This window comes from Pseudomonas syringae group sp. J248-6 (assembly GCF_032586995.1).
In the GTDB taxonomy this organism is placed as follows: domain Bacteria; phylum Pseudomonadota; class Gammaproteobacteria; order Pseudomonadales; family Pseudomonadaceae; genus Aquipseudomonas; species Aquipseudomonas amygdali.
On the sequence record NZ_JAWHOP010000002.1, the window covers coordinates 173,149 to 195,899 of the forward strand.

The following is a 22,751-nucleotide window of genomic DNA, read 5'->3' on the forward strand; positions in this document are numbered from 1 at the left end:
TATTGTAATGAGATGTCATTCACTGCCAGACAAGATAAGACGTCGTACAACGCTGGTGGTGGTTGAAAATGTAACCAGGTGTGAACCGGGCATCGCATGTTAGATAATGTTCCCCTTGTCACCACTGTGTTCTCAGGAGAGTCCATGAAGTTTCCGATACTCGCTGTTGCTCAGTTCTGCTCTGCAAGGGGAGATATCGAACAGAACCTCGCCGGACACCTCGCTTTCATGCACCGCGCGGCTGACCTTGGGGCCAGTTACCTGCTGTTTCCCGAGCTCTCATTGACAGGCTATGAACCCGATCTGGCCCGAGAGCTGGCGGTGCATGCGGACGACCCCCGTCTTGAGCCGATTAAGGCGTTGGCCATGAAGCTGCGCCTGGTGACCACCATTGGCGTACCGCTCAGAGGAGCAAATGACAGCATCCTGATCGGCGCGCTGACCTTCACCGCCGACGGCGACGTCATTACCTATGCCAAACAATACCTGCATCCCGGTGAGGACAAAGCGTTCAGTGCTGGAGACAAGGACTGCTATCTGTCCATTGATCAGCAACGGATTGGCCTGTGCGTGTGTGCTGATTTCACTCAGCTTGCGCATGTGCAGCGTATGGCGGAAGGTGGCGCCTGGGTGTATGCAGCGAGCGTGCTTATTTCGCCAGGTGGCTATGCACAGGATGCAGAGCTGCTCGCGGGGCATGCCCGACGTCATAACCTACCAGTGCTGGTGGCTAATCACGGTGGACCGACTGGCGGCTGGGAGTCGGCAGGCCGCAGCGGTCTATGGGACGGGGCAGGGCGCTGGATAGGCGGGATGCAGGGCGCAGGAAGCGGGCTGGTTATTGTGACCTGCCAGCGCGAAGGCTGGCAGGTTCGGGTGGCGTAAACAGATTTACGTGCTCACCGCGTGGTCAGGTTTGAGTTCAGGTTCATTATTCGAACGTGAAAGTGTCTCCGGTACGGCCACCAGCAACAGACAAAACGCCGCCGCCGCCACACCCGCGAGGGTCAGGAACGCAGCGCTGTAGCCCGCTGCATGTACCACGAAACCGGCCAGACCGTTGCTCAGCGCCGCGCCCAGTCCAAACAGAGTGGACAGCGCCCCGAGGCTTACATTGAAACGTCCGCTGCCTTGAGTGAGGTCCTTGACCATCAATGGAAACAGCGCGCCGAACAGGCCGGCGCCGATGCCGTCGAGCATCTGCACCGCCACCAGCCAGTACGGGTCGTCTGACAGGGTATAAAGCACACCACGAATCGGCAGAATCAGAAAGCCTGCCAGCAGCAGCGGCTTGCGTCCCCAGTCATCCGCTTTCATACCCACCAGCAGCGCAGCTGGCACCATGACCAATTGGGCTGCGACGATGCACGCCGAGGTCAGCGGCGTTGCCATCTGCATATTGATTTGCGAAAGCTTCTGACTGACCAGTGGCAACATGGCCGCGTTGGCCAGATGGAACAGTGCGCAACAGATGCCGAACAGCAGCAGCGGCTTGTTGCTCAGCAACGTAGCAAGTCCGGAAGGCTGAGCACCGTGAGAGTCGTGGTTCGCATCAAAACCCCGGGCGACGTCGTGGTCGATGGCATCCGCAGAAACGAAGCTGATCGCGATAACACTCGCCAGGGCCATCGCTGCCATCAGATAGAACACCGCAATAGGCCCGAAGAGGTAGGCAAAGCCGCCCGCTAACAGAGCTGCGCAGGCGTTACCTGCATGGTTGAATGTTTCATTGCGCCCGGTGCGGCGGGTAAAGGCCTTCGGCCCGGTTATGCCCAGAGAGATTGCGGCGATGGCCGGTGCGAACACCGAGGACGCGATGCTGCTCAGCGCCTGGGTCAGGGCGACGACCGAGAAGGACGAAGTGAAAGGCAGAATCAGGCAACTCAGGGTCACCAGCAGTGCCGCTACGCCAATCATGGCGCGCTTGTAAGGCGTACGGTCGATAAGCGCGCCAGCAGGGGTTTGGGTCAGCAGCCCGGCAATACCTGCGATGGTCATCACCACGCCTATGCTGGCCGGGTCCCATTTATGCACGGCCAGTAGATAGATCGCCAGGTAAGGCCCCAAGCCGTCACGCACATCGGCGAGGAAGAAATTCAGGCTATCCAGTGAAAGGGTGTTGCGGCGATCTGCATGACTGGCCAAGAGCGGAATTCCCGTAATTCGTCAGACTCCAGGTAGCCGAGTCACGGGTAATACTGACCGGGGCCGTTTTAAAGAAGTTTCCGCACCGAAGATGAAATTTTCGGTTTCACACGTTCTTTTTCTGCAGGCTTTTCATGCGCTGTGTGGCACGTTGCACGGCGGCCATCTTTTCCGGACGTTTCATGCGTTTCCACTTGCGGATATCGTCCTTGGTACGCCCGCAGCTCACGCACAGATCGCCGCTGAGCTGGCACACGGAAATGCACGGGTTTTCAATGTCTTTTGCCATATCAACTCCGCCTGGCGTATTTGCGCTTGATACGCTGCTGCCAGTCGCCACCGTTCTCGCGCAGGCACTGCTCTTCGCAGTCGACATGCACATGAGCCGGTACATTTGCCAGGCCGACCTGTGCATCGTCAAGTGCCTCAACCGTGAGACCGATCATCCGCTCCACCAGCCCGCGCGCCAGCGCAGCGTTCTTGTCGGCCAGCGTGTCGAACACCCATACCACCTGCAAGCTGGCAGGGAAGGCTGCGTAATCAACTTCGTGAGTCAGCCAGCAGAAGCCGGGCATTTCGGTTTTGGCTGTTTCGCAGGCGGGTGTCAGTGCGCTCACCAGACGCCGATCTGTCTGGGCCTGTTCGCGTTTGCTGGATGGCATTGGAGGCCTTGGAGTATAGAGGTAAAGATAGGCACGATACCTGATGCAGGTAGTGCTCGCAGTACTGATCAAGCACATAAGATGGGAAACGGTATCTGGCGTCGATCCCCGCCACGTAACGCGCCACAAACAGACAAATGAATGTTTATCGTTAAACACTATTTTGCGATGAGTCCCTCATGATTTTCGGACCAGGATGAGGGCGTTGGCGAACGCTGCTCATGTAGTCTGATATTCGGTAAGGTAATGCAGTTTTAGCTGGGGCTAAAGAGCGTTTCAGGCTTGAAAAGCCAAGCCGTTGAGCCGTTTTTAATTTATGGTCAAGGAGCGTTACATGGCATTTGATACCTCTATGCACATCGAAGGTATTCCGGGCGAATCATTCGATGGAGTTTTAAAAAACTGGATTGAGCTTTCCGACGTTGATGTGAGATGAAAATAGTTCTTCGCAGTGTGCTGATTCTGGTGCTTTCTATACTGCTCACCAAATGGCTAGTCGCGTTGGGTCTGCTGGGCTGGCTACTTCAAACCGAAACAGGCCTCGATCTGTATATTTCTGCTGCAAATGCGCTGGGCATAATCGGTGGCGAGGATGGAGAGTTTATGCTTCTTGCCTTGATGGTATTCGTAGTGCTGGTGCCATCGACTTTTCTTGTAGGCGCTGCAGCTAAAGTGCTTCATACGCTCAGAGCAGAACGGCAGTCAACAGCAAATAAGCAAGCTGGCAGATAACCCTTAATATTATCTGATCGCACACGGCCATTATTCAAGCCATCCAGCGGTATCTTGTAGGATGGCGTGCGGCCGCAAGGCTGGCGCATTCCCAAAAATAATATAATGGATGCTCATCATGGAATTTTCTCCGTCAGGCAGTAAAGCCGATCAGAGCCGCAGAGGCTTCCTGAAACAATCACTGGCTGTTTCGGCCACGGTTGCCGCCATTGGCGCATTGCCGCGTCTTTCCAGCGCTCAGCCGTTGACCCAGCGCTACCCCGACCCATTGGTCAGTGTTCTGGATGACAGCTTTACCCAAATACGAATATTCAATGCCAGCGTCGAGAAGCTGGCCAGCGGCATGCGCTGGGCCGAAGGGCCGGTGTGGGTGGGTGACGGTCGCTACTTGCTGGTCAGCGATATCGCCAACAATCGGATCATGCGCTGGGACGAGGTAACGGGTCAGCTGTCGGTGTACCGCGAGCATTCAAACTTTTCCAATGGCATGTGCCGCGATCGCCAGGGCAGGCTGCTGGTCTGTGAGGGGTCGAGCACCACCACCGAAGGACGGCGGGTGACGCGTACCGAGTACAACGGGCGTATCACCGTGCTGGCCGACAGCTTCGAGGGCAAGCCTTTCAATTCGCCCAACGACATCGCCTGCAAACGCGATGGGTCTATCTGGTTCACCGATCCTACCTTCCAGGCCGAAAGCAACTACGAAGGTCAAAAGGTCAAGCAGGAGCAACCCTTCGGCGTCTATCGCATAGACCCGTCAAACGGCAAGGTTTCCAGGGTCATCGATGATCTGGCAGGCCCGAATGGTTTGTGCTTCTCGCCGGACGAGAAAACCTTGTATGTGGTCGAAGGGCGCGCCAAACCCCACGGCCTCATCTGGGCGATAGCGGTCAACGAAGACGGCACGCTGGGCGAGCGGCGCAAACACATCGAAGGTCTCGACTACGCCGCCATCGACGGCATCAAATGCGACGAAAGCGGCAACTTGTGGTGCGGCTGGGGAGGTAACGGTGATCCAAAGGCGGATATGGAGAAACTCGACGGCGTGCGAGTGTTCAACCCTCAAGGCAAGGCCATCGGCCATATCAGCTTGCCGGAGCGCTGCGCCAATGTCTGCTTCGGCGGGCGAGAGGGCAATCGGCTGTTCATGGCCAGCAGCCATTCACTTTACTCGGTGTTCGTGAATACGCGAGGCGCCACGTTTGCCTGAAGGGTCATGAGCCCACTGACGGCGTGCAATGTGCGCACGCCGTCAATCGGGTCGAACCCCTGTGAACATGTCGGGTCTGTTCCTGTAATTACTCTCAGGGATAGTTATTTATGTCGGCGCAACGCGGCCTTGTTCTACTTGCACGAGGCGGTTATGCCGCCCGTGGTGTTGTTTATCTGATTATTGGTCTGTTCGCGGTATTGGCGGCGCAGGGATCTTCGCAGCCTGCCGATAGCCACAGCAGTCTTGAAGCCTTGTTGAGCCAGCCGTTCGGCAGTGTGCTGGTCGGGCTGGTGATTGTTGGCCTGCTGGCGTTCGCTGCATGGCGTGTGCTGCAGGCTACGCGTGACGTGGATCATCATGGCCGCGAACTCAAGGGGCTGGTGATTCGTGGCGGTCTTCTGGTGGGCGGCTTTACTTACGGGGCATTGGCGTTTTTCGCGCTGGGCCTGCTGGTCAGCGGGCTCAAGAGCTCCGGTGGCTCATCGGGTGGTGGTCAGGCGAAGGACCTGTTGGCAACGCTTCTGTCCTGGGATCACTCCAACCTGCTGGTCTACGTCGTGGCACTGGTGCCCCTGGCGCTGGGCATTGTGCATATCATCAAGGGCTACAAGGCTTCCTTCGTGAAGTATTTCGAGGCTGATGAAGACGTCATGAAATATGTGCGTCCGGTGTCGCGCTTCGGGCTGATCGCGCGCGGCGTGGCGTTTATCGAAATTGCGGTGTTACTGGCCGTAAGCGGTTCTAGCTATCAGGCCATGCACCCGCCGGGCATGAAGGATGCGCTCAACGGTTTGCAGGATCTGCCTGCCGGTGGTCTGGTGCTGCTGATCGTGGCGCTGGGTCTGATCGCGTTTTCGGTGTACAGCTTCGCCCAGGCCGCATGGCGCAGGATCAACATGGATGTGCCTGATGCACCGGAGGCGGTAGCGCGTCATTTCCGCTGATCTCCATGCGGGTAGTCAAAGGGCTGCGTGATCTTTCAGGTCAGGCGGCCCTTTTTTCGATAAAGATAATGTGAACCATGCCTCAAGTCGCCTTCTGCCCGGCCGACATTCTCTCTTGAGCTCCGATCATTTTCCGGACTGACGTTCTCTGCGCAGGCCCGGATCAGATTCGGCGCAATAAAAATAAAAGAGGATAGCCATGACCATTCTTCAGCGAGTGATCGGTGGGTTTGCCGTGCTGGTTGTGCTGCTGCTCGCCATGGCAGGTATCAGCTACCAAAGCACCCATTCCATAAGCGACCGGATCAGCATCATTACCGGGCAGTCGGCACCCTTGAGCAGGGCGGCGAGCGAGCTTTACGTACATGTGCTGCGCGCCAATCAGGCACTGCTCGGGATTCTGGTCAGCACTGACCCCAAGCAGATTGACGATGGCAAGCAGCCCTTCAACGACAGCATGGCCCGGTTCAATCAGTTGCTGGACAGCACGCCTGCCTATATCGGCGACCGCGCTGAACTGCGCGACAACCTGAATCAGCAGCGTCAGTTGAGCGCTGCTTATGCCGAACAGGCGCAGACCCTGATTGCCAGTCATCGACAGCACGTTTTGCAGTCACTCCAGAGCCGGGTATTGCAGGGCTACAGCAGCAGCCAGGGCGCACAGCTGACCGGTTATCTTCGTGATTACATTGCCCGCGAGCGCAGTGCAGGGGCTGCGGATAATGTGGCAGCAGGTGAAAAGCTGCTGCTGGAAGTCGGCAAATCCTACGAAGGGCTGGCGGCTCATGCGGCGACGCCGGATATCCAGACCTTGCAGCGTGTGCTCAACCTGCAGGATGAGGTAATCAGCACTCGGGCGCGCGAACTGACTGCAGTAGATCCACGCGGCGGTCGTATTGCTGGTGTGATGGTCAACCGCCTGCTTAACGACCTCACCGGCAGTGATGGCGTTTATCAGGCCTACAGGCAGGAAGCGGCGCTCGCCGAGCAGGTCGGCAAACAGCGCCAGGCTGCGGAAACCCGTCTTCAGGCAACACTGGACAAGATCGGCGAGTTCGGCAATCAGTCACTGGCGGTGGCTAATGAGGCCAAGGCGGGTGCAGATTCGACCATCGCCACCGGCCTCAGCCTGCTGCTGATCGCTTGCCTGCTGGCGGTAATCGCAGCGGCAGTCATCGGTACCTGGGTCGCCTTCAGCCTTCGGCGTCCATTGGCAGCGTTTCGCGAGGTGCTCAAGACCCTCACCAGCGGCGACATGCGGGTGCGTTTCGATGTCAGCCGTCGCGACGAGTTCGGCGAGCTGGGCGGTTACCTCAATGAATTCACCCAGTCGTTGCAACAGACGTTTCGGCAGTTGATCGGCTCTGCCGACACACTGGCGTTGACTGCCAGTCAGAACGCGCAGATCAGTGAACAGACCACCCGCGTGGTCGACGAGCAGAAAGACCGTCTCAATTCTGCCGCGTCGGCCATGAATGAAATGGAAAGCACCGTGGAAGAAGTGGCCCGTCGTGCTCAGGACACGCGTGGCGCGGTGGACAGCACCAGCGAACTGACCAGCAAGGTGCAGAAGCGCGTGGCTGAAACCATCGTCAACATTCGTCAGCAGGCTGAACAGGTCAACAAGGCGTCTGCGGTCACCGACGAGCTGCAGAAGTACGGGCAGAACATTGACGGTATTGTCGATGCCATTCGTACCATTGCCGAGCAGACCAACTTGCTGGCGCTCAACGCGGCCATCGAAGCGGCACGCGCGGGTGAACAGGGCAGGGGCTTTGCGGTGGTGGCCGATGAAGTACGTTCGCTGGCCAGCCGCACCCAGACCTCGACCAGCGAGATTCAGGAAATGATCGGCCAGATGCAGAGCAAGATCCACTCGGCTGTGCAGGTGATGAACGAAAGCCAGATCCAGTCCAATCACTGCGTGACGCTGGCTTCCGGTGCCGACCAGTTACTGGTGGAAATGGGCGAGGCAGTGGACACGATTCGCGACATGAATATCCAGATCGCAGCTGCCACCGAGCAGCAAAGCGCAACGGTGCAGGAAACCAGTCGCATGGTCACGCACATCAACGATTCTGCCCAGCAGGCCGCTGACGGTGCCGAACAGTCTGCGAGCAGCAGTCAGGACCTGTCGAAAATGGCCAGGGATCAGCGCGAGCTGCTCCATCATTTCAGCGTTTGATGCCCGGGAGTCAGAACATGAAACAGTGGTTATCGATTTCCCTGAGTGCGAGCCTGCTGGTCGCCGGCCTGACACAGGCTGCCACGCCATTGATCGGCGTGGGTATGGCCAAGTACAACGACAATTTTCAGACCATTCTGCGCCACGGGGTGGAAAAACAGGTGGCGCTGCTGGATGCCGACATCTTCATGGAGAACGGTCAGGACGACGTCGAGCTGCAGATGCGGCAATTCCGCAACCTGGTCAATTCGAAAGTCGATGCCATCGTTGTTGCTATGGTGAACGGCAAAAGTGCAGCGGAAATGATGCGTCTGGCCAATGAGGCCAAGGTTCCGCTGGTATTCGTCAACCGCAATCCGGAACCTGCCAAGTGGCCTGCGCTGACGGCATTTGTCGGTTCTGACGAACTGGAGTCCGGCACTTTGCAAATGGAAGAGCTGGCCCGTCGTGCCGGTTACAAGGGTAACGTGGTGATTCTGGTGGGTGATCCGAGTAACAAGTCGTCGGTCATGCGCACCGAGGACGTGGAAAAGGTGGTCGCCAAGTACCCGAACATGAAGGTCGTGCAGAAGAAAATCGGCAACTGGGAGCGCAGCCAGGCCGCGACAATCGTGATTGACTGGGTCAAGCAGGGTGTGGACTTCTCTATCGTCGCGGCCAACAACGACGAAATGGCGATCGGTGCGATCATGGGGCTGGAAAAGGCCGGTAAGAATGCCAGGGATTATCTGGTGGGCGGCATCGACGGCACCCCGGACGGCCTGAAGCTGATGGCCGAGGGCAAGATGGCCGTCAGCGTGTTCCAGGACGCGGTCGGGCAGGCCAACGGTGCAGTAGATGCAGCGTTGAGCATGGCGCGTGGCGAAACGCTGGCATCTCCGGTCATCTGGGTGCCGTTCAAACTCATCACCCCGGAGAATCGCCAGCAGTTCGAGTAAGGCTGCGGTGTGGACTGACTGTCGCTCCAGTGATCTGCACGCGGAGCGCTCAGCGTTGGACACATGTTCCAATCAGCCCGGAAGCTGTCACGCCTTCCGGGCACGGGCCCACTCCAGGGTATCTCAGGGCTTGTCTATAAAGCGCTAGACCCGAATATCCTGCGGCCCGCGAATCTGTGCTTCGATGCGCGTGCCGGTCAGGCGCTCTTCGTTGGAGAAACCGTCGTAGCTGGCCAGGTCGCCGAAGCTGATGCCGGTGAGTTTTTCGATCTGCAGGACGCTGCGCTGCCAGGTTCTGAGTGGACCGAATACGATGTCCAGCTTACCCAGCTCGCTGCTCTGGTCGATCATGTAGGCGCTGGCCGAAGGTTTGCCGTCGTCGCCAAGAAACGCCACGACCTTCCAGAATGCCGAAGGGATCTTGACGTTGCGGTAGCTGCGGTCGTCTTCGCGCAGCACCGGCCCGCTGAAAACGGTTACCCGGGATTTCCAGCGACGCGTGTTCTCAAGGATGTAGTACTCAAGTTCCAGCCATGTCTTCTGATTGAAGGCGGCCATCTGCGGTGAGCAGTTGGTGAAGTGAAAGGTATCGCTGTTGGCCGTTTCGGCTTCCTTGCCCCAATTAGGGTCCTGACGCCTGACCAGATGACCGCGATCCAGCAGATTGTCGGCGTACAGGCTTTCGCCGATCTGCGCCTCGGCAGGCAGCCTGCCATCAAAAGACCACGAATCCTTGCCACGCTTGACCTCGACGCTGCTGGCACCGTCGATATTGACACCGACATACAGGGCCAGACGCCGACTGCGCGACATGGTGATTGAAAAGTGGGTGTAATCGAGGCGATTGCCGACGTTGTCCAGCGGATAGACATCCGGTGCCAGCTCCGCGTCGGTCGAAGGCCATGGCACGACGAAGTCACCGAGAAAATTCTCGACATACCCCTTACGTTTCTGCAATTCGCTCGCCGGTGTGGTGCGTGGCGATGCAAGAGGTTGCGGTGCAAGCAATTCGGCCGAAGGGAGCAGTGGCTTGAGGTCGGCGAGGCGTGGTCGGTAGGTGAGATCGATAGCGGGCTTTTTGTCAGACACTTGGTTGGCTCCTGCGGTGGGCGTGAGTTCATTACAGTTCACCATAGCCGCGTTACAGGTCGACGTCAGGCCGGGTAATCGATCGTTCGCGGGCACTCATACGGTAAAAAACTGTAAACGGGTTCAAGTTACGGGTAACAGGCGTCGATAAGCTCTGAATAAGAGCACTCCGCAGTTCATGTTATTTCACTGATCGCAGGGGACATCAGGATGTCGATAAAGCTACGTCTATTGTTGTTGATTGGCACTAGCGTGCTGACGGTTCTGATCATCAGCCTGGTCAACTATGTGGGCAATACCCGCACGGAGACGGCGATGATCGACAGCGAGGTCAGCATGACCGCGCTCAGCAATCATCTGGAAGCCGACATGATGCACGATGCGCTGCGTGCCGATGTGCTGTCGGCGATGCTGGTCGGCCTGGGCAAAAGCAACAGCACGCGTGAAGAGGTGCAGAAGTCCCTTGATGAACATGCTGCACATTTTCGCGCTGTGCTGAACGATAACCTCAAACTTCCCATCACCGAAGCGATCAAGGCGGAGCTGAACAGGATCAAGCCGAGCCTCGATACCTATATTGCCAGTGGCGAGCGTATTGTCGGTCTGGCTCTGGATAATCCGGAGCGAGCGCAACAGGAACTGGGCACGTTCACCAGCGCCTTCACGCAACTGGAAGAGCAGATGTCCAGTCTCAGCGACCTGATCGAGGGGAATTTCAAGGCAAGCGGCGAAGGTGCCCGTCAGGCAATCCGCAGCGCCAACATCGCTCTGGTTGTGGTGCTGGTGGCCAGTATCCTGCTGCTTCTGGTTCAGGGCCGTTGGGTAACCCGCAGCATCATGATTCCTCTTGCCTCTGCCAGCCGCATTGCCGACAGCATTGCTCACGGCAATCTCAGTGAACCTATCAACGAGCCCCGTGGCCGTGATGAGGCCAGCATGCTGATTCGCAGTCTGGCGGTCATGCAGCGCGACCTGCGCGGGATGATCGAAGTGGTGCGCAGCAACGCGCATGGCGTCAGTGGTATGAGCCGCCAGCTCAGCAGTGGCTGCCATGAAGTGGCCGACAGCAGTCGGCAGCAGAGCTCGGCAGCGGGCACCATGTCGGCAGCGACCAGCGAGATGACGGCGAGCATCGAAGAAATCACCCGGCATGCCGGGCACGCACTGGAGATGGCAAATCAGGCTGAGACACTGGCGAAAAATGGTGGCCGGGTGATTCATCAGGTGGTCAGTGACATGGACAGCATTGCCCGCTCGGCGCAGCTGTCAGCGCAGGTGATCCGTACGCTGGACAAGGACTCGGAAGGAATTTTCAATATCATTCAGGTGATCAAGGGCATTGCCGATCAGACTAACCTGCTGGCGCTTAACGCAGCCATTGAAGCTGCACGCGCTGGCGAGCAGGGTCGGGGTTTTGCCGTGGTTGCCGATGAAGTTCGCAATCTGGCGGGGCGCACCAGTACCTCGACTCAGGAAATCACCGCGATGGTCGCTCGTATTCAGCAAAGTACCCGGGAGGCGGTTACCAGCATGGAAGCAGGCGTTGCCCAGGTCGACAAGGGCATGGCCGTCACTGCCGAGGTGCAACGCTCGATCAGCGAGATACTAGAGGCCACGTTGAGCACCACACAGCTGGTCAACGACATCACTCGCACCATCGGTGAACAGAGCCTGGCCAGTAACGAAATCGCTCACCAGGTGGAGATGATTGCCAGCATGTCCGAGGGCAACAGCCGGGTCATCGGGCAGACCGCCAGCACCACCGATGAACTCTCGGCAATGGCCGGGCAGCTTTCACAATCGGTGGATCGTTTCCGTCTTTGATATCAAATAGCCCCAACCTGCAGTACTCTCCGGCGCATTCGACCCTCGGTCGAGTCGCGCAGGGCTCATCACAGGCCTGTATTGGCCGGTTCAGCCCTTGAATCTTCGGTACCGACAAGCGTTAATTTTCGTGGATGAATCACTTTCCACCCCAGGAGCAGCGACATGCAGACGTTAAAGGCCTTATACGAGTCAGTTGAAAAGCAGTTTTTCAACACGCTGACCAAGAAGCTATCAAGCCTTTTCCTGCTGGTCCTGGTCAGCGCCTTGCTGTATTGGGTGGCGCTGAACATTCGTTCCGACATCATGCTGCAATTGCGCGGCACGCAAACGGACCCTGCCGCGCTGGGCGTGATCCAGAGTCAGCTCGATCTGCTGAGCAACGCAATTCTGCTGAGCACCCTGTTCACGCTGGTCATGGTCAGCTTCATGGTGTGGTATTTCCGCCACCTGATCGTGCGTCCGGTGATGTCCATGACTCGCGCGCTCGAAGAGGTCGCCAGTGGCGAAGGTGATCTATCAAGGGATCTGCCGCTGCTCACACATGATGAAATTCGCGGGCTGGCCAGTACCTGCAATCTCTTTCTGGCCAAACAGCGCGAGATCATCAGTAGCATTCAGGGGCTGACTGTGCAGATCGCCGTCGAATCGGCACGCTCGCTGAAGAACATCAGTGACTCCAGCGACAGCGCGACCGATCAGGCACGCTTCGCCAGAGAAGTGATGGACCAGAGCAATATGGCAGTGGGCAGCATCGAGGATGTTTCGCAGCAGACCCAGGGTATTTCCAGCACCACTGCGCAGAATCTGAGCATGGCACGCGACTCTTACGCCGAACTGCTTGAGGTGACCGGCAATATCAGCCAGATATCCACCAGTCTCAACGAGTTCGGTGGGCTGGTCTCCGGCCTGAATGAGCGTTCATCAAGCATCAAGTCGATTGTCGGGCTGATTCAGCAGATTTCTTCGCAAACCAACCTGCTGGCGCTCAATGCGGCCATCGAAGCGGCTAGGGCGGGGGAGAGTGGTCGAGGTTTTGCGGTGGTGGCCGACGAGGTGCGCACGCTGGCGCAAAACGTCAGCAAAGCCACTGACGACATCTCGCGCAACATCGACGCGATGCTTCAGGAGGTCAGCTCCACCCACGAACAGACCATTCAGATCAGCCACAGCGCCCGCGAAACCCAACTGGTCGTAGAGCGCGCATCCGGCCATTTCGAGAGCATGATCGGTGATTTCGAGTCGACCAACGACAAGCTCGCCGACATCGCTGCACACATTCAGCAGTTCGCCTCTACCAACACGGGGATCAATGAACGGGTAACGCGGATCTATTCCGATAGCCAGGCCATCGATCAGCGCATGCAGCACTCCGCAACGGCTACTCGGGATCTGTCCAGTGTGGCTGAGCAAGTGCAGGCGCTGCTGGGGCGTTTCGTGCTGGGGCATGGCGAGTTGGACGCTGCCATTACTCGCGCGAGTCAGTGCCGGGACATCCTGCAGGTGCGGCTGGCCGAGCTGCACAAACAGGGCGTCAATCTGTTCGATCAGAGCTACAATCTGATTCCCGGCACCGACCCCAAGCAGTACATGACCGGTTACACAGAACGTTTCGCACAAGTCTGCCAGGAAGAGTGCGACAAGCTGACCAAGGGCACCCGGGGTGGCAAGGTCACCTTTATCGTGGATAACAAAGGTTACTGCCCGGTCAACAACAGCTGGGTGTCACTGAAACCGACCGGCGACCGTGCCGTCGACTTGCCGGTGTGCCGCAACAAACGCATGTTCTCCGACCCGATAGGCTTGCGTGCAGCGGGCAACCAGCAACGTTTTCTGTTGCAGACCTACCTGCGTGATACCGGCGAGATCATGACCGAAATCGATGTGCCGTTCTTTTTCGAGGGGCGCCACTGGGGCAACTTGCGGATGGGCTTCGACGCAGCGCTGTTGCTGGGCAAGTGAAGGCAGCGTTATTGTTGCACCGATAAGGCCTGCAACACGACTGAACGTTCGCGCCGGTAAAAGCTCCACTTCTACAAGGCGCTGATTTTCAGAACGCCACTGGAGGTGTGACTTTGAACATTCAAGACCTGACCAAACATGTAAAGGATCAAACGGTTCGTGAACTCGATCTGATCTCCATGGAAGGCGGTTCCTACGTGCTGCACGCAAAGCTCGAGGGCAAGTCTGTGCCAGTAGAAGATTCGAGCGGAAAAACCCTGCACGTTGCTTCGGTGGAAGAGGCGCGCAAGGTGCTGTCTTCGGTCTCTGACGTAAAACTGTTCATGACCCAGGCCGTGGCGCATGACGAAATGGTCGGTCTGGACGATGTTCAGGCACAAACTTCGCGGCACGAGATACCCCTGCGCTCGAGTCTGTGATGTCGATCAGGCGTTGTTGCGCCTGATCGCAACGCACTTGATTTCGAGCAGCAACCCGGGGTGCGCCAGTTCGGCAACGCCGATGCAGGTCCAGGCGCACTGGCCACGCGGGAATATGCGGTTTTTTACTTCACGAAAGACCGCCATGTGTTCGCTCATGGCGACATGGTAAGTCGTCATGTCGACTATATCCTCGAAGGTGCAACCGCCCTCGGCGAGCACCGTACGCAGATTCTCCCAGCAGGCGATGAACTGCGCCTCCGGGTTGAGGATGACTTCCATATCCCGCGTACGCCCCACCTGGCCCGCGCAGTACAGGGTATCCCCAACCCTGACCGCAGGTGCATAGCCTGCACGGTCCATGATCGACTGCATGGTGGACGGAATGATGAGCTCTCGGTCTGACATGTTGTAACACCTGTTCGTAACGCTTGAATGTGCAATGGCTGATCTGGTTATCGCTGTTCCGGCCTACGCCTTGGCGGCCGGTCTGGCAGCGCGCCGCGGCTTTTTCGCCGCAGTATCCGCCGTGGCGGTGGAGGTCTTGGCGGCGCGTTTAGTGGTCTTGCGTTTTTTCTTCCAGGGCGGCGCAACGCCTGCCGGGCTGGCCGGGCCGCTGATGCTCATGCGCATGCCGACGCAACGGCTGACCTGTTTGCTCATCCACGCTGCCTGTTTGGCGACGAACTCTTCAAGGCTCATTTCGCCGCTTTGTACCATGTCCAGTGCCTGCTCCCAGATCGCTGTAGTGCCGGGGTCGGCGATGGCGCGGGGAACGGCGTCTATCAGGCTGAACGCTGCGGGCGCTGCGCAGAGTGCCTTGCCCAGTTTGGTCAGATAGCCACGATCCAGCAGGCCTTGAATGATCCCGGCGCGGGTGGCTTCGGTACCGATGCCGGTCGTGTCCTTGAGCTTTTGCTTGAGCAGTGGGTCTTCCACCAGTTTGGCGACGTTTTTCATCGCCTTGATCAGATCGCCTTCGGTGAACGGTTTGGGCGGTTGGGTCCAGAGGTCCTTGAGGATGACCTCAGCGACGGCGCACTCGCAGCCTTGAAACAATGCCGGCAACGGCTGCGGCGCAGGCGCTTCGCGACCCTTGGCCGGTGCCAGTGCCTCGGGCATGGCACGTTTCCAGCCTGGCTCGACAATTTGTTTGCCGACCGCCCGCAGCGCATGGCCTGCGCAGTCGAAGTCGGCCTGGGTACGGTCGTATTCGTGGTTGGGCAGGAACTGCGCCAGATAGCGCGCCCTGATCAGGGTGTACACCGCTCGCGGCTTGCCGGTCAGACGCTCGACGCCGCGCACGGCAGCAGTGGGAATGATGCCGTGGTGGGCTGTCACTTTGCCGTCATTCCAGGCCCGCGACCGGCGTTGCGGGTCAAGGTGCGGCGACAGGCTGGCCAGCGTCGCGTCTGCCTTGCACAGCGCTGCGATGATACCCGCGGCTTCGCCATGCTGACTGTTCGGCAGGTAACCGCAATCGCTGCGCGGGTACGTGATGACCTTGTGGGTTTCATACAGCGACTGAGCTATATCAAGGGTTTCCTGCGCCCCGAGCCCGAGCTTTTTCGAGCAGATTTCCTGCAGGGTGCCCAGATCGAAAGGCAGTGGGGCAACTTCGCGAATCCGCTCGGTGCGCAGCTTGACCAGCCGTGCGCTGGCCGCACTGCGCATCGCTTGGGCAGCCTGTTGCGCCAGCGGTTGATTCAGGCAGCGGTCCTGATCGTCGCAGGCGTCGGACGGTGCGCGCCATTGGGCGATAAAAGCCTGGTTGTCGTGCAACAGCCTGACGTCGATGGCCCAGTGGGGTGCCGGTACGAAGTTGGCGATGCTGCGATCACGGTCCACCACCAGCCGCAGGGTCGGGGTTTGTACTCGTCCGACTGGCAATACGCCCTGATAACCCGACTGGCGACCCAGCAGGGTGAACAGGCGGCTCATGTTCATGCCGATCAGCCAGTCGGCACGGGATCGACCCAGCGCCGAGTGATACAGGCTGAACGTATCGGCACCGGGTTTGAGCGCTGCCAGCGCCTTGCGGATGGAGGCGTCATCGAGTGCCGACAGCCACAAACGCTGAATCGGCCCGCGATAGCGACAGTGTTCGACCAGCTCGCGGGCGATCATCTCGCCTTCGCGGTCGGCGTCAGTGGCAATCACCAGCTCTTGAGCTTCGCCCAGCAATCGCTTGACTGCCTTGAACTGGCTGGCAGTTCTCGGCTTGACGAGCATCTTCCACTTTTCCGGAATGATGGGCAGGTCTTCCAGCACCCAGCGTTTGTAACGCGCATCGTAGGCGTCGGGCGGAGCGGTTTCCAGCAGGTGGCCGATGCACCAGGTCACGGTGGCATTGGCACCCACCCAGCAGCCGTCGCCACGCCGGGTCGCGCCGAGCGCAGCCGCAATGTCTTTGGCCTGGGAGGGTTTTTCGCAAAGAAACAGCCGCATGACTACCGTCGTCGATTACCGGTGCAAGGGCTGCAAGGATGAACGTTGAATACGCTGCGGGCAAGTTTTATCTGTATGGATATACAGATAAATGGAGCAGGTCATGGAGTGAAGTGTTCACCCCATGACCGCTTTTTCAGCCTGCGAAGAGTGTGTCGGCTCAGCTCAGCAGGTCGGAGAACGCCTTGTCGGCTTCAAGCACCGCTGGCAGCCCGGCAAACAGTGCGTCCAGATCGACTCCCTCCATCAATGGCCCGCCGCAAGCCTGCTGCGCTTGCGGGGTTGCGCCGCCATGGGCTTCCAGTGCATCGGAGATGGTGATGGCCTGAGCGACAATCTTTGGCAGCGGTGCGTCGGCCGGAGCCTTCAGCGGTGTGGCCTGATAGGCGATAGCCTGTTTGATCAGCTCTGGCAGATGCCAGCGACTGGCCAGTTCTGCGCCTACTTCCGGGTAGCTGAAACCCAGTTGCAGGGTTTCGTTGGCTGCACGCCCCGGCGTACCGGCCTTGGCTGCGTTGTTCAGGCGCTCTGCAACGTCGGGCGCGCCGGTCTGGATCAGCAGTTCGCCGATGTTATGCATGACCCCGCAGGTAAAGGCGATTTCAGGGTCGACGCCCGTTTGTTTCGCCAGCATTCGGCAGATCCCTGCCACCTGAAAGCTTTTGAGCCAGAACCCTTTGAGGTCAAAACTCGGCCCGGCTTTGAACGCGCCGGTCACTGCCGAGGCCATTACCAGGGTGCGCAGGGTGTTGAAACCCAAGCGCATGGCCGCGTCTTCGATACTGGAAGATTCTCGCGAGCCGCGAAACCGCGCCGAGTTGGCAAGGCGCAGCACCTTGGCAGCAATCACCGGGTCCTTCTCGATGTTTCGGGCAATGCTTTCCAGGTTCGAGGAAGGGTTGTCAAATTGCAGCATCAGGTCCTGAGCCACTTTGGGAATGCTCGGGAGACTGTGCAAATCGTCAAAAAGTTTTTCGATACTCAGCATGGCAAGACCATCCTCTGCACGGCGGGGATGAGTTCACCATAGCCAGTTTTTCCGGCTCTGCACGTTTCACCGTCGATTGTGGGAGACAGGTCTCAGCATGCTTGGAAAAAAATAATCAAGGACTCGTCCATCTCGGCCGATATGGCGATACAAGCGTCTCTGTAAGGTTTCGGTGCTCGAACCTGCCTGATGATCGACACCGCAGGCGTTTGTGTATCGACTCCGGTTGCTGAACGGCCTGTAGGTTGTAACGTGAAATAGACGGCACTGTTGTGAAGTTTGATTGGCGATTCAGAGATCGTCCTTATTGGTTTTTTGCCGTGGAAGTAACCGTATGAAAAGTCTGGGTTTCAGCAAAAAAATTCTTCTCGCCGCCGCATTGATTGTGGTCGTGGCGTTCAGTGTGTTCATTGTCATCAATGACTATCGACAACGTCAGTCGCTCAAATCCAGCGTCAGGTCCGAGCTGCAACAACTGGGTACGCTCACCACGCAGAACATCCAGACCTGGCTGGAAAGCCGCATGCAATTGCTGCAATCGATGTCGCAGCAAATCGCCGCGGATGGCAAGGAGCTGCCACAGTTGCAGCGCGCCATCGGCCTGCCTGCCTACAGCGAAAGTTTTCAGCTGAGCTACTTTGGCAGCACCGATGGCGTGATGTTCTCGGTGCCGTCGGCCAATCGCCCTGCTGACTACGATCCGCGTGCGCGTGGCTGGTACAAGGCGGCACAGAATGCGCCCGGCACCATTGTGACCGAACCCTACATAGCGGCATCTTCCGGCAAGCTGGTCATGACCATGGCCACACCGGTCAAGTTTCAGAATCAGTTCGTGGGTGTGGCCGGTGCTGATATCGCTCTGGACAACGTCACCAAGATCATCAACTCGCTGAACTTTGATGGCCATGGTTACGCGTTTCTGGTCAGTGCCGACGGCAAGATTCTGGTGCATCCGGACAGCAAGCTGGTGCTCAAGAACATCAATGAAGCGTACCCGGTCAATACGCCGAAAATTGCCACTGGTGTAACGGAAATCGACTCCGGTAAAAAGCCGGAGATCATTTCCTTCACGCCCGTTCAAGGTGTCTCGACGGCCAACTGGTACGTGGCACTGGTACTGGAGCAGGATTCCGCCTACGCCATGTTGACCGAGTTCCGTACCTCGGCGATCACCGCGATGGTGGTTGTGGTGATGGTGATCATCCTGCTGCTGGGCTTGTTGATCCGGGTGCTGATGCAGCCGCTGCACCAGATGGGCCGTGCGATGCGAGATATCGCTGACGGCGAGGGCGATCTGACCAAGCGTCTGGCAATCACATCGCAAGACGAATTCGGCGCACTGGCTGAGTCCTTCAACCATTTTGTCGAACGTATCCATACCTCGATCCGCGAAGTGGCCTCGACTGCCGCGCAATTGGGCGAGGTTGCCACACAAGTGGTCAAGGTCTCCAACGCGTCGATGGACAACTCCGACCAGCAGGCCAACCGCACTGAAAGCGTGGCAGCGGCGATCAACGAATTGGGTGCCGCCGCCCAGGAAATCGCCCAGAACGCCGCGCGTACCTCGCAGCAGTCGAGCGACGCGAGCGGCCTGGCCAGCGACGGCCAAGGTGTGGTGCAGCAGACCATCAAGGCCATGAACGAGCTGTCCGGCAAGATCAGCGAGTCGTGCGTGAACATCGAAAGCCTGAATGGCAAGACCGCCAACATCGGGCAGATTCTCGAGGTAATCACCAGCATTTCCCAGCAGACCAACCTGCTGGCGCTCAACGCGGCCATCGAAGCGGCGCGTGCCGGTGAAGCCGGGCGCGGGTTTGCCGTGGTGGCTGACGAGGTGCGTAACCTTGCGCACCGCACCCAGGATTCGGCGCAACAAGTGCAGAAGATGATTGAAGAGCTGCAGGTCGGCGCTCGTGAGGCAGTGGTCAACATGACTGAAAGCCAGCGTCAGAGCGAGGACAGCGTAGGCATCGCCAACCTCGCCGGCGAACGCCTGAGCAGCGTGACCCGACGCATCGAAGAGATCAACGGCATGAACCAGTCGGTGGCCGCCGCAACGGAAGAGCAGACCTCGGTGGTGGAGTCGATCAATGTCGACATCACCCATATCAACACCCTCAACCAGCTGGGCGTCGACAACCTGCGTCAGACCCTGGACGCCTGCAACTCGCTGGAAGAGCAGGCGGCCCGCTTGCAGCAACTGGTCGGCAGCTTCCGGATCTGATCCGGCAGCTGTCCACTATGATGATGATCGTTACCACGCGGAGCATTGGCACGATAGTCATCTCATAGGTGCGTGTATAACTGTGAGCGCGGAGGCAAGCCGTACGTCTGCGCGCTCTGCTTCACAGATCTGCGCTGCAACACCTTCTGCGACAAACTGTTATCAGCTCTTCACTTACGGTTCATGAGGCTGCAACAACACAGGTCCAGTTTGGTTGACAACCGAATACGACCTGTCCCGGGTCGTGCGCAGACCGAGAAGCCTCATGAACGATGCCATTCATGTACAAGGCCTGAACAAGACCTTCTCGCACAAAAGTGCGTTGGTTGACCTTGCGTTGTCTATACAACCCGGTGAAATGGTTGCGCTGATTGGCGCTTCCGGCTCTGGCAAGTCAACCTTGCTGCGCCATCTTGCCGGTCTGGCGTGCTGTGATCGCAGCAATGGCGGTCAGGTCCAGGTGCTGGGTCGCGAGGTTCAGTCGTCCGGTCGTCTCAACAGCCAGGTGCGACGCCTGCGCGCCGATATCGGCTACATCTTCCAGCAATTCAATCTGGTCAATCGCCTCAGTGTGCTGGACAACGTTCTGCTTGGTTGCCTGGGCCGCATGCCGCGCTGGCGCGGCAGTCTGGCGCTGTTCAATCGCGAGGAAAAACAGCGTGCGATGGCCGCGCTGGACAGGGTAGGGCTGGCAGATCTTGCCGCCCAGCGGGCTTCGACCCTGTCCGGCGGCCAGCAGCAACGAGTGGCGATTGCTCGCGCCTTGACCCAGCGCGCCGAAGTGATCCTTGCCGACGAACCGATTGCCTCGCTGGACCCCGAATCGGCCCGCAGGGTCATGGAAATTCTTGCCGACATCAATCGCAGCGACGGCAAGACCGTCGTCGTCACCCTGCATCAGGTGGATTACGCGGTGCGCTATTGCCCGCGTGCCGTGGCCCTCAAGGGCGGGCGGATCCATTTTGATGGCCTGGCGCAGGATCTCAGCAAACAGTTCCTCAATGACCTCTACGGTGCAGACGCGGACGCGAGCCTGATGATCACCGAACGAAGCCGTCGGGTTCGGCAGAAACCACGTCTGGAACTGGCCAAAGTCTGAAGCTTTTCAACATCACCCCATTTATCAGGAGAGCCTGCATGTTCAAGCGTATCGGTCGTCTTCTCGCCTCTGCCGCCTTGCTGACCGCCTGCGCGTTGGGCACGGTCCAGGCTGCAGAAGAAAAAGCCATCAATTTCGGCATCATGTCCACCGAGTCATCGCAGAACCTGAAAAGTATCTGGCAGCCGTTTCTCGATGACATGAGCCGCAAAACCGGTCTGAAGGTCAATGCCACCTTTGCCTCGGACTACGCCGGTCTGATTCAGGGCATGCGCTTCAACAAGGTCGATGTGGCCTGGCTGGGCAACAAGGCCGCGATGGAAGCGGTAGACCGCTCCAATGGCGAGATCTTTGCCCAGACATCTGCCGCCAACGGCGATGCGGGCTACTGGAGCCTGTTGATCGTGCGCAAGGACAGCCCGATCAACTCCGTCGAAGACATGCTCAAGAACGCCAAGAGTCTGACCTTCGGCAACGGTGACCCGAACTCCACATCGGGTTATCTGGTGCCTGGCTATTACGTATTTGCCAAAAACCACGTGGATGCCTCCACCGCCTTCAAGCGCACCTTGAACTCCAGCCATGAGGTCAATGCCCTGAGTGTTGCCAAAGGTCAGCTGGATGTCGCGACCTTCAATACCGAAAGCTGGGACCGCCTGGCCGTGACTCAACCAGACAAGGTCGAGCAGTTGAAAGTGATCTGGAAGTCGCCGCTGATTCCAGCCGACCCGATTGTCTGGAGCAAGGCGCTGTCGGACGAAAACAAGGCGAAGATTCGTGAGTTCTTCGCCGATTATGGCAATACCGCTGAAGAGAAAACCGTCCTGAAGAACATGCAGATGGGCAAGTTCCTCAAGTCCAGCGATGACCAGTTGTTGCCTATTCGCCAGCTTGAGCTGTTCAAGCAGCGTACTGAGGTGGCTGCCAGCACCACGCTGGATGCTCAGGAGAAAGCGACCCGCCTCAAGGACATCGACGCCAGCCTGAACAAGTTGCAGGAGCGGATCACCGAGCTGAACCAGAAAACGGCAGACAGCTCTGCAGGTTGAGCCAATCGATCACTATCAGGAGTTCGCCATGACCACTCAAGTTGCCTATGCCCAGGCTGCGGGCAAGCCCAACTGGTCTCGTTACCTGGGTTGGGGGCTGTTGCTTGCGGCACTGGCCTGGGCCTGGCAGGGCGCGGAAATGAACCCGATGACGCTGGTTCGGGACTCGTCGAACATGGCGACCTTCGCCGCTGATTTCTTCCCGCCGGACTTCCGTGAGTGGCGCAGCTACCTCAAGGAAATGCTGGTGACCATCCAGATTGCCCTGTGGGGTACGGCGCTGGCGATTGTCTGTTCGATACCGCTGGGCGTTCTTTGCGCCGAGAACATCACGCCGTGGTGGATTCACCTGCCATTGCGGCGCTGCATGGACGCCTTTCGCTCCATCAATGAGATGGTTTTTGCGATGTTGTTTGTAGTCGCGGTCGGGCTTGGGCCGTTTGCCGGGGTGCTGGCGCTCTGGATCAGTACCACCGGTGTGCTCGCCAAGCTGTTCGCCGAAGCCGTCGAGGCCATAGAGCCTGGCCCTGTCGAAGGTGTACGTGCGACCGGTGCCAGTGCTTTACAGGAAGTCATCTACGGTGTAATTCCTCAGGTCATGCCGCTATGGATCTCCTATGCTTTATACCGGTTCGAATCCAATGTGCGCTCGGCGACCGTAGTGGGCATGGTCGGTGCAGGCGGCATCGGGGTCATTCTCTGGGAGAATATCCGGGCCTTTGCGTTCGTCCAGACCAGCGCCGTGCTGCTGGTGATCATCGTTGTGGTAAGCGTCATCGACATCATGTCGCAGCGCCTGCGCAAGCAATTCATCTGACAGAAGAGGGGTG

20 protein-coding genes and 2 pseudogenes are annotated in these 22,751 nt (G+C 58.4%); 15 read left to right on the plus strand and 7 right to left on the minus strand.

Features of this window, described 5'->3' with window-relative positions:
- Positions 1–144 precede the first annotated feature (144 nt).
- The gene (locus RYC17_RS02885; RefSeq protein WP_316902508.1) at positions 145–885 is read left to right on the plus strand and encodes a carbon-nitrogen hydrolase family protein; all 741 of its coding nucleotides are present in this window, start codon (positions 145–147) and stop codon (positions 883–885) included.
- A gap of 6 nt (positions 886–891) precedes the next feature.
- Here RYC17_RS02885 and RYC17_RS02890 read toward each other — a convergent pair whose 3' ends face one another.
- From RYC17_RS02890 to RYC17_RS02900, 3 genes are all read right to left on the minus strand, one after another.
- Positions 892–2,145 carry an MFS transporter gene (locus tag RYC17_RS02890; protein ID WP_058400247.1) on the minus strand — a complete coding sequence of 418 codons (1,254 nt, stop codon included), beginning with the start codon at positions 2,143–2,145 and terminating at the stop codon, positions 892–894.
- A 106-nt stretch (positions 2,146–2,251) separates the two neighbouring features.
- A complete protein-coding gene (locus RYC17_RS02895) occupies positions 2,252–2,434 on the minus strand; it encodes a DUF1289 domain-containing protein (protein WP_004665593.1) in 183 nt (60 codons plus the stop codon).
- 1 nt (position 2,435) lies between these two features.
- On the minus strand, positions 2,436–2,807 hold the full coding sequence (locus RYC17_RS02900) for a hypothetical protein (RefSeq protein WP_316902510.1): 372 nt from the start codon (positions 2,805–2,807) through the stop codon (positions 2,436–2,438).
- Positions 2,808–3,239: 432 nt separating this feature from the next.
- On the opposite strand from RYC17_RS02900, the gene RYC17_RS02905 reads away from it, so the two are divergent.
- From RYC17_RS02905 to RYC17_RS02925, 6 genes and pseudogenes are all read left to right on the plus strand, one after another.
- Positions 3,240–3,539: a hypothetical protein gene (locus RYC17_RS02905; protein ID WP_316902511.1), complete on the plus strand. Its 300-nt coding sequence runs from the start codon at positions 3,240–3,242 to the stop codon at positions 3,537–3,539.
- A 118-nt stretch (positions 3,540–3,657) separates the two neighbouring features.
- Complete coding sequence (locus RYC17_RS02910) at positions 3,658–4,749, plus strand: SMP-30/gluconolactonase/LRE family protein (RefSeq protein WP_316902512.1); 1,092 nt, start codon at positions 3,658–3,660, stop codon at positions 4,747–4,749.
- A 110-nt stretch (positions 4,750–4,859) separates the two neighbouring features.
- Positions 4,860–5,696 carry a DUF1206 domain-containing protein gene (locus RYC17_RS02915; RefSeq protein ID WP_122259770.1) on the plus strand — a complete coding sequence of 279 codons (837 nt, stop codon included), beginning with the start codon at positions 4,860–4,862 and terminating at the stop codon, positions 5,694–5,696.
- Between the two features lie 907 nt (positions 5,697–6,603).
- Positions 6,604–7,026 (plus strand): annotated as a pseudogene (locus tag RYC17_RS26865) (HAMP domain-containing protein); the annotation flags it as partial.
- Positions 7,027–7,122: 96 nt separating this feature from the next.
- Complete coding sequence (locus RYC17_RS26870; protein ID WP_404944460.1) at positions 7,123–7,881, plus strand: methyl-accepting chemotaxis protein; 759 nt, start codon at positions 7,123–7,125, stop codon at positions 7,879–7,881.
- Positions 7,882–7,898: 17 nt separating this feature from the next.
- Positions 7,899–8,819 (plus strand): substrate-binding domain-containing protein, encoded by a 921-nt coding sequence (locus RYC17_RS02925; protein WP_316902513.1) that lies wholly within the window; start codon positions 7,899–7,901, stop codon positions 8,817–8,819.
- Between the two features lie 144 nt (positions 8,820–8,963).
- Here RYC17_RS02925 and RYC17_RS02930 read toward each other — a convergent pair whose 3' ends face one another.
- Positions 8,964–9,908: a DNA/RNA non-specific endonuclease gene (locus tag RYC17_RS02930; RefSeq protein ID WP_316902514.1), complete on the minus strand. Its 945-nt coding sequence runs from the start codon at positions 9,906–9,908 to the stop codon at positions 8,964–8,966.
- A 210-nt stretch (positions 9,909–10,118) separates the two neighbouring features.
- Here RYC17_RS02930 and RYC17_RS02935 point away from each other — a divergent pair, with 210 nt between their 5' ends.
- The 3 genes from RYC17_RS02935 (at position 10,119) to RYC17_RS02945 (ending at position 14,113) form a co-directional block, all read left to right on the plus strand.
- Complete coding sequence (locus RYC17_RS02935; protein ID WP_058400257.1) at positions 10,119–11,732, plus strand: methyl-accepting chemotaxis protein; 1,614 nt, start codon at positions 10,119–10,121, stop codon at positions 11,730–11,732.
- A 165-nt stretch (positions 11,733–11,897) separates the two neighbouring features.
- The gene (locus tag RYC17_RS02940; RefSeq protein WP_122258629.1) at positions 11,898–13,694 is read left to right on the plus strand and encodes a methyl-accepting chemotaxis protein; all 1,797 of its coding nucleotides are present in this window, start codon (positions 11,898–11,900) and stop codon (positions 13,692–13,694) included.
- 107 nt (positions 13,695–13,801) lie between these two features.
- Positions 13,802–14,113 (plus strand): DUF6482 family protein, encoded by a 312-nt coding sequence (locus tag RYC17_RS02945; RefSeq protein WP_032609388.1) that lies wholly within the window; start codon positions 13,802–13,804, stop codon positions 14,111–14,113.
- A gap of 6 nt (positions 14,114–14,119) precedes the next feature.
- On the opposite strand, the gene RYC17_RS02950 is transcribed toward RYC17_RS02945, so the two are convergent.
- The 3 genes from RYC17_RS02950 to RYC17_RS02960 form a co-directional block, all read right to left on the minus strand.
- Positions 14,120–14,521, minus strand: a complete 402-nt coding sequence (locus RYC17_RS02950) for a RidA family protein (RefSeq protein ID WP_003367150.1) — start codon at positions 14,519–14,521, stop codon at positions 14,120–14,122.
- A 63-nt stretch (positions 14,522–14,584) separates the two neighbouring features.
- Positions 14,585–16,561, minus strand: coding sequence for a DNA topoisomerase III (locus RYC17_RS02955; protein WP_122258628.1), 1,977 nt, complete (start codon positions 16,559–16,561; stop codon positions 14,585–14,587).
- Positions 16,562–16,721: 160 nt separating this feature from the next.
- Positions 16,722–17,549, minus strand: a complete 828-nt coding sequence (locus RYC17_RS02960) for an HDOD domain-containing protein (RefSeq protein ID WP_058400260.1) — start codon at positions 17,547–17,549, stop codon at positions 16,722–16,724.
- A 334-nt stretch (positions 17,550–17,883) separates the two neighbouring features.
- Between RYC17_RS02960 and RYC17_RS26875 the strand changes: the two are divergent.
- The 5 genes and pseudogenes from RYC17_RS26875 to phnE all read left to right on the plus strand — a co-directional run.
- Positions 17,884–18,915 (plus strand): annotated as a pseudogene (locus tag RYC17_RS26875) (cache domain-containing protein); the annotation flags it as partial.
- Positions 18,916–19,008: 93 nt separating this feature from the next.
- A complete protein-coding gene (locus RYC17_RS26880; protein ID WP_371875234.1) occupies positions 19,009–19,773 on the plus strand; it encodes a methyl-accepting chemotaxis protein in 765 nt (254 codons plus the stop codon).
- Between the two features lie 265 nt (positions 19,774–20,038).
- The gene (gene phnC / locus RYC17_RS02970; RefSeq protein WP_002553874.1) at positions 20,039–20,872 is read left to right on the plus strand and encodes a phosphonate ABC transporter ATP-binding protein; all 834 of its coding nucleotides are present in this window, start codon (positions 20,039–20,041) and stop codon (positions 20,870–20,872) included.
- Positions 20,873–20,910: 38 nt separating this feature from the next.
- Positions 20,911–21,921: a phosphonate ABC transporter substrate-binding protein gene (gene phnD / locus RYC17_RS02975; RefSeq protein WP_058400263.1), complete on the plus strand. Its 1,011-nt coding sequence runs from the start codon at positions 20,911–20,913 to the stop codon at positions 21,919–21,921.
- Positions 21,922–21,949: 28 nt separating this feature from the next.
- Complete coding sequence (gene phnE / locus RYC17_RS02980; protein WP_002553872.1) at positions 21,950–22,738, plus strand: phosphonate ABC transporter, permease protein PhnE; 789 nt, start codon at positions 21,950–21,952, stop codon at positions 22,736–22,738.
- Positions 22,739–22,751 lie beyond the last annotated feature (13 nt).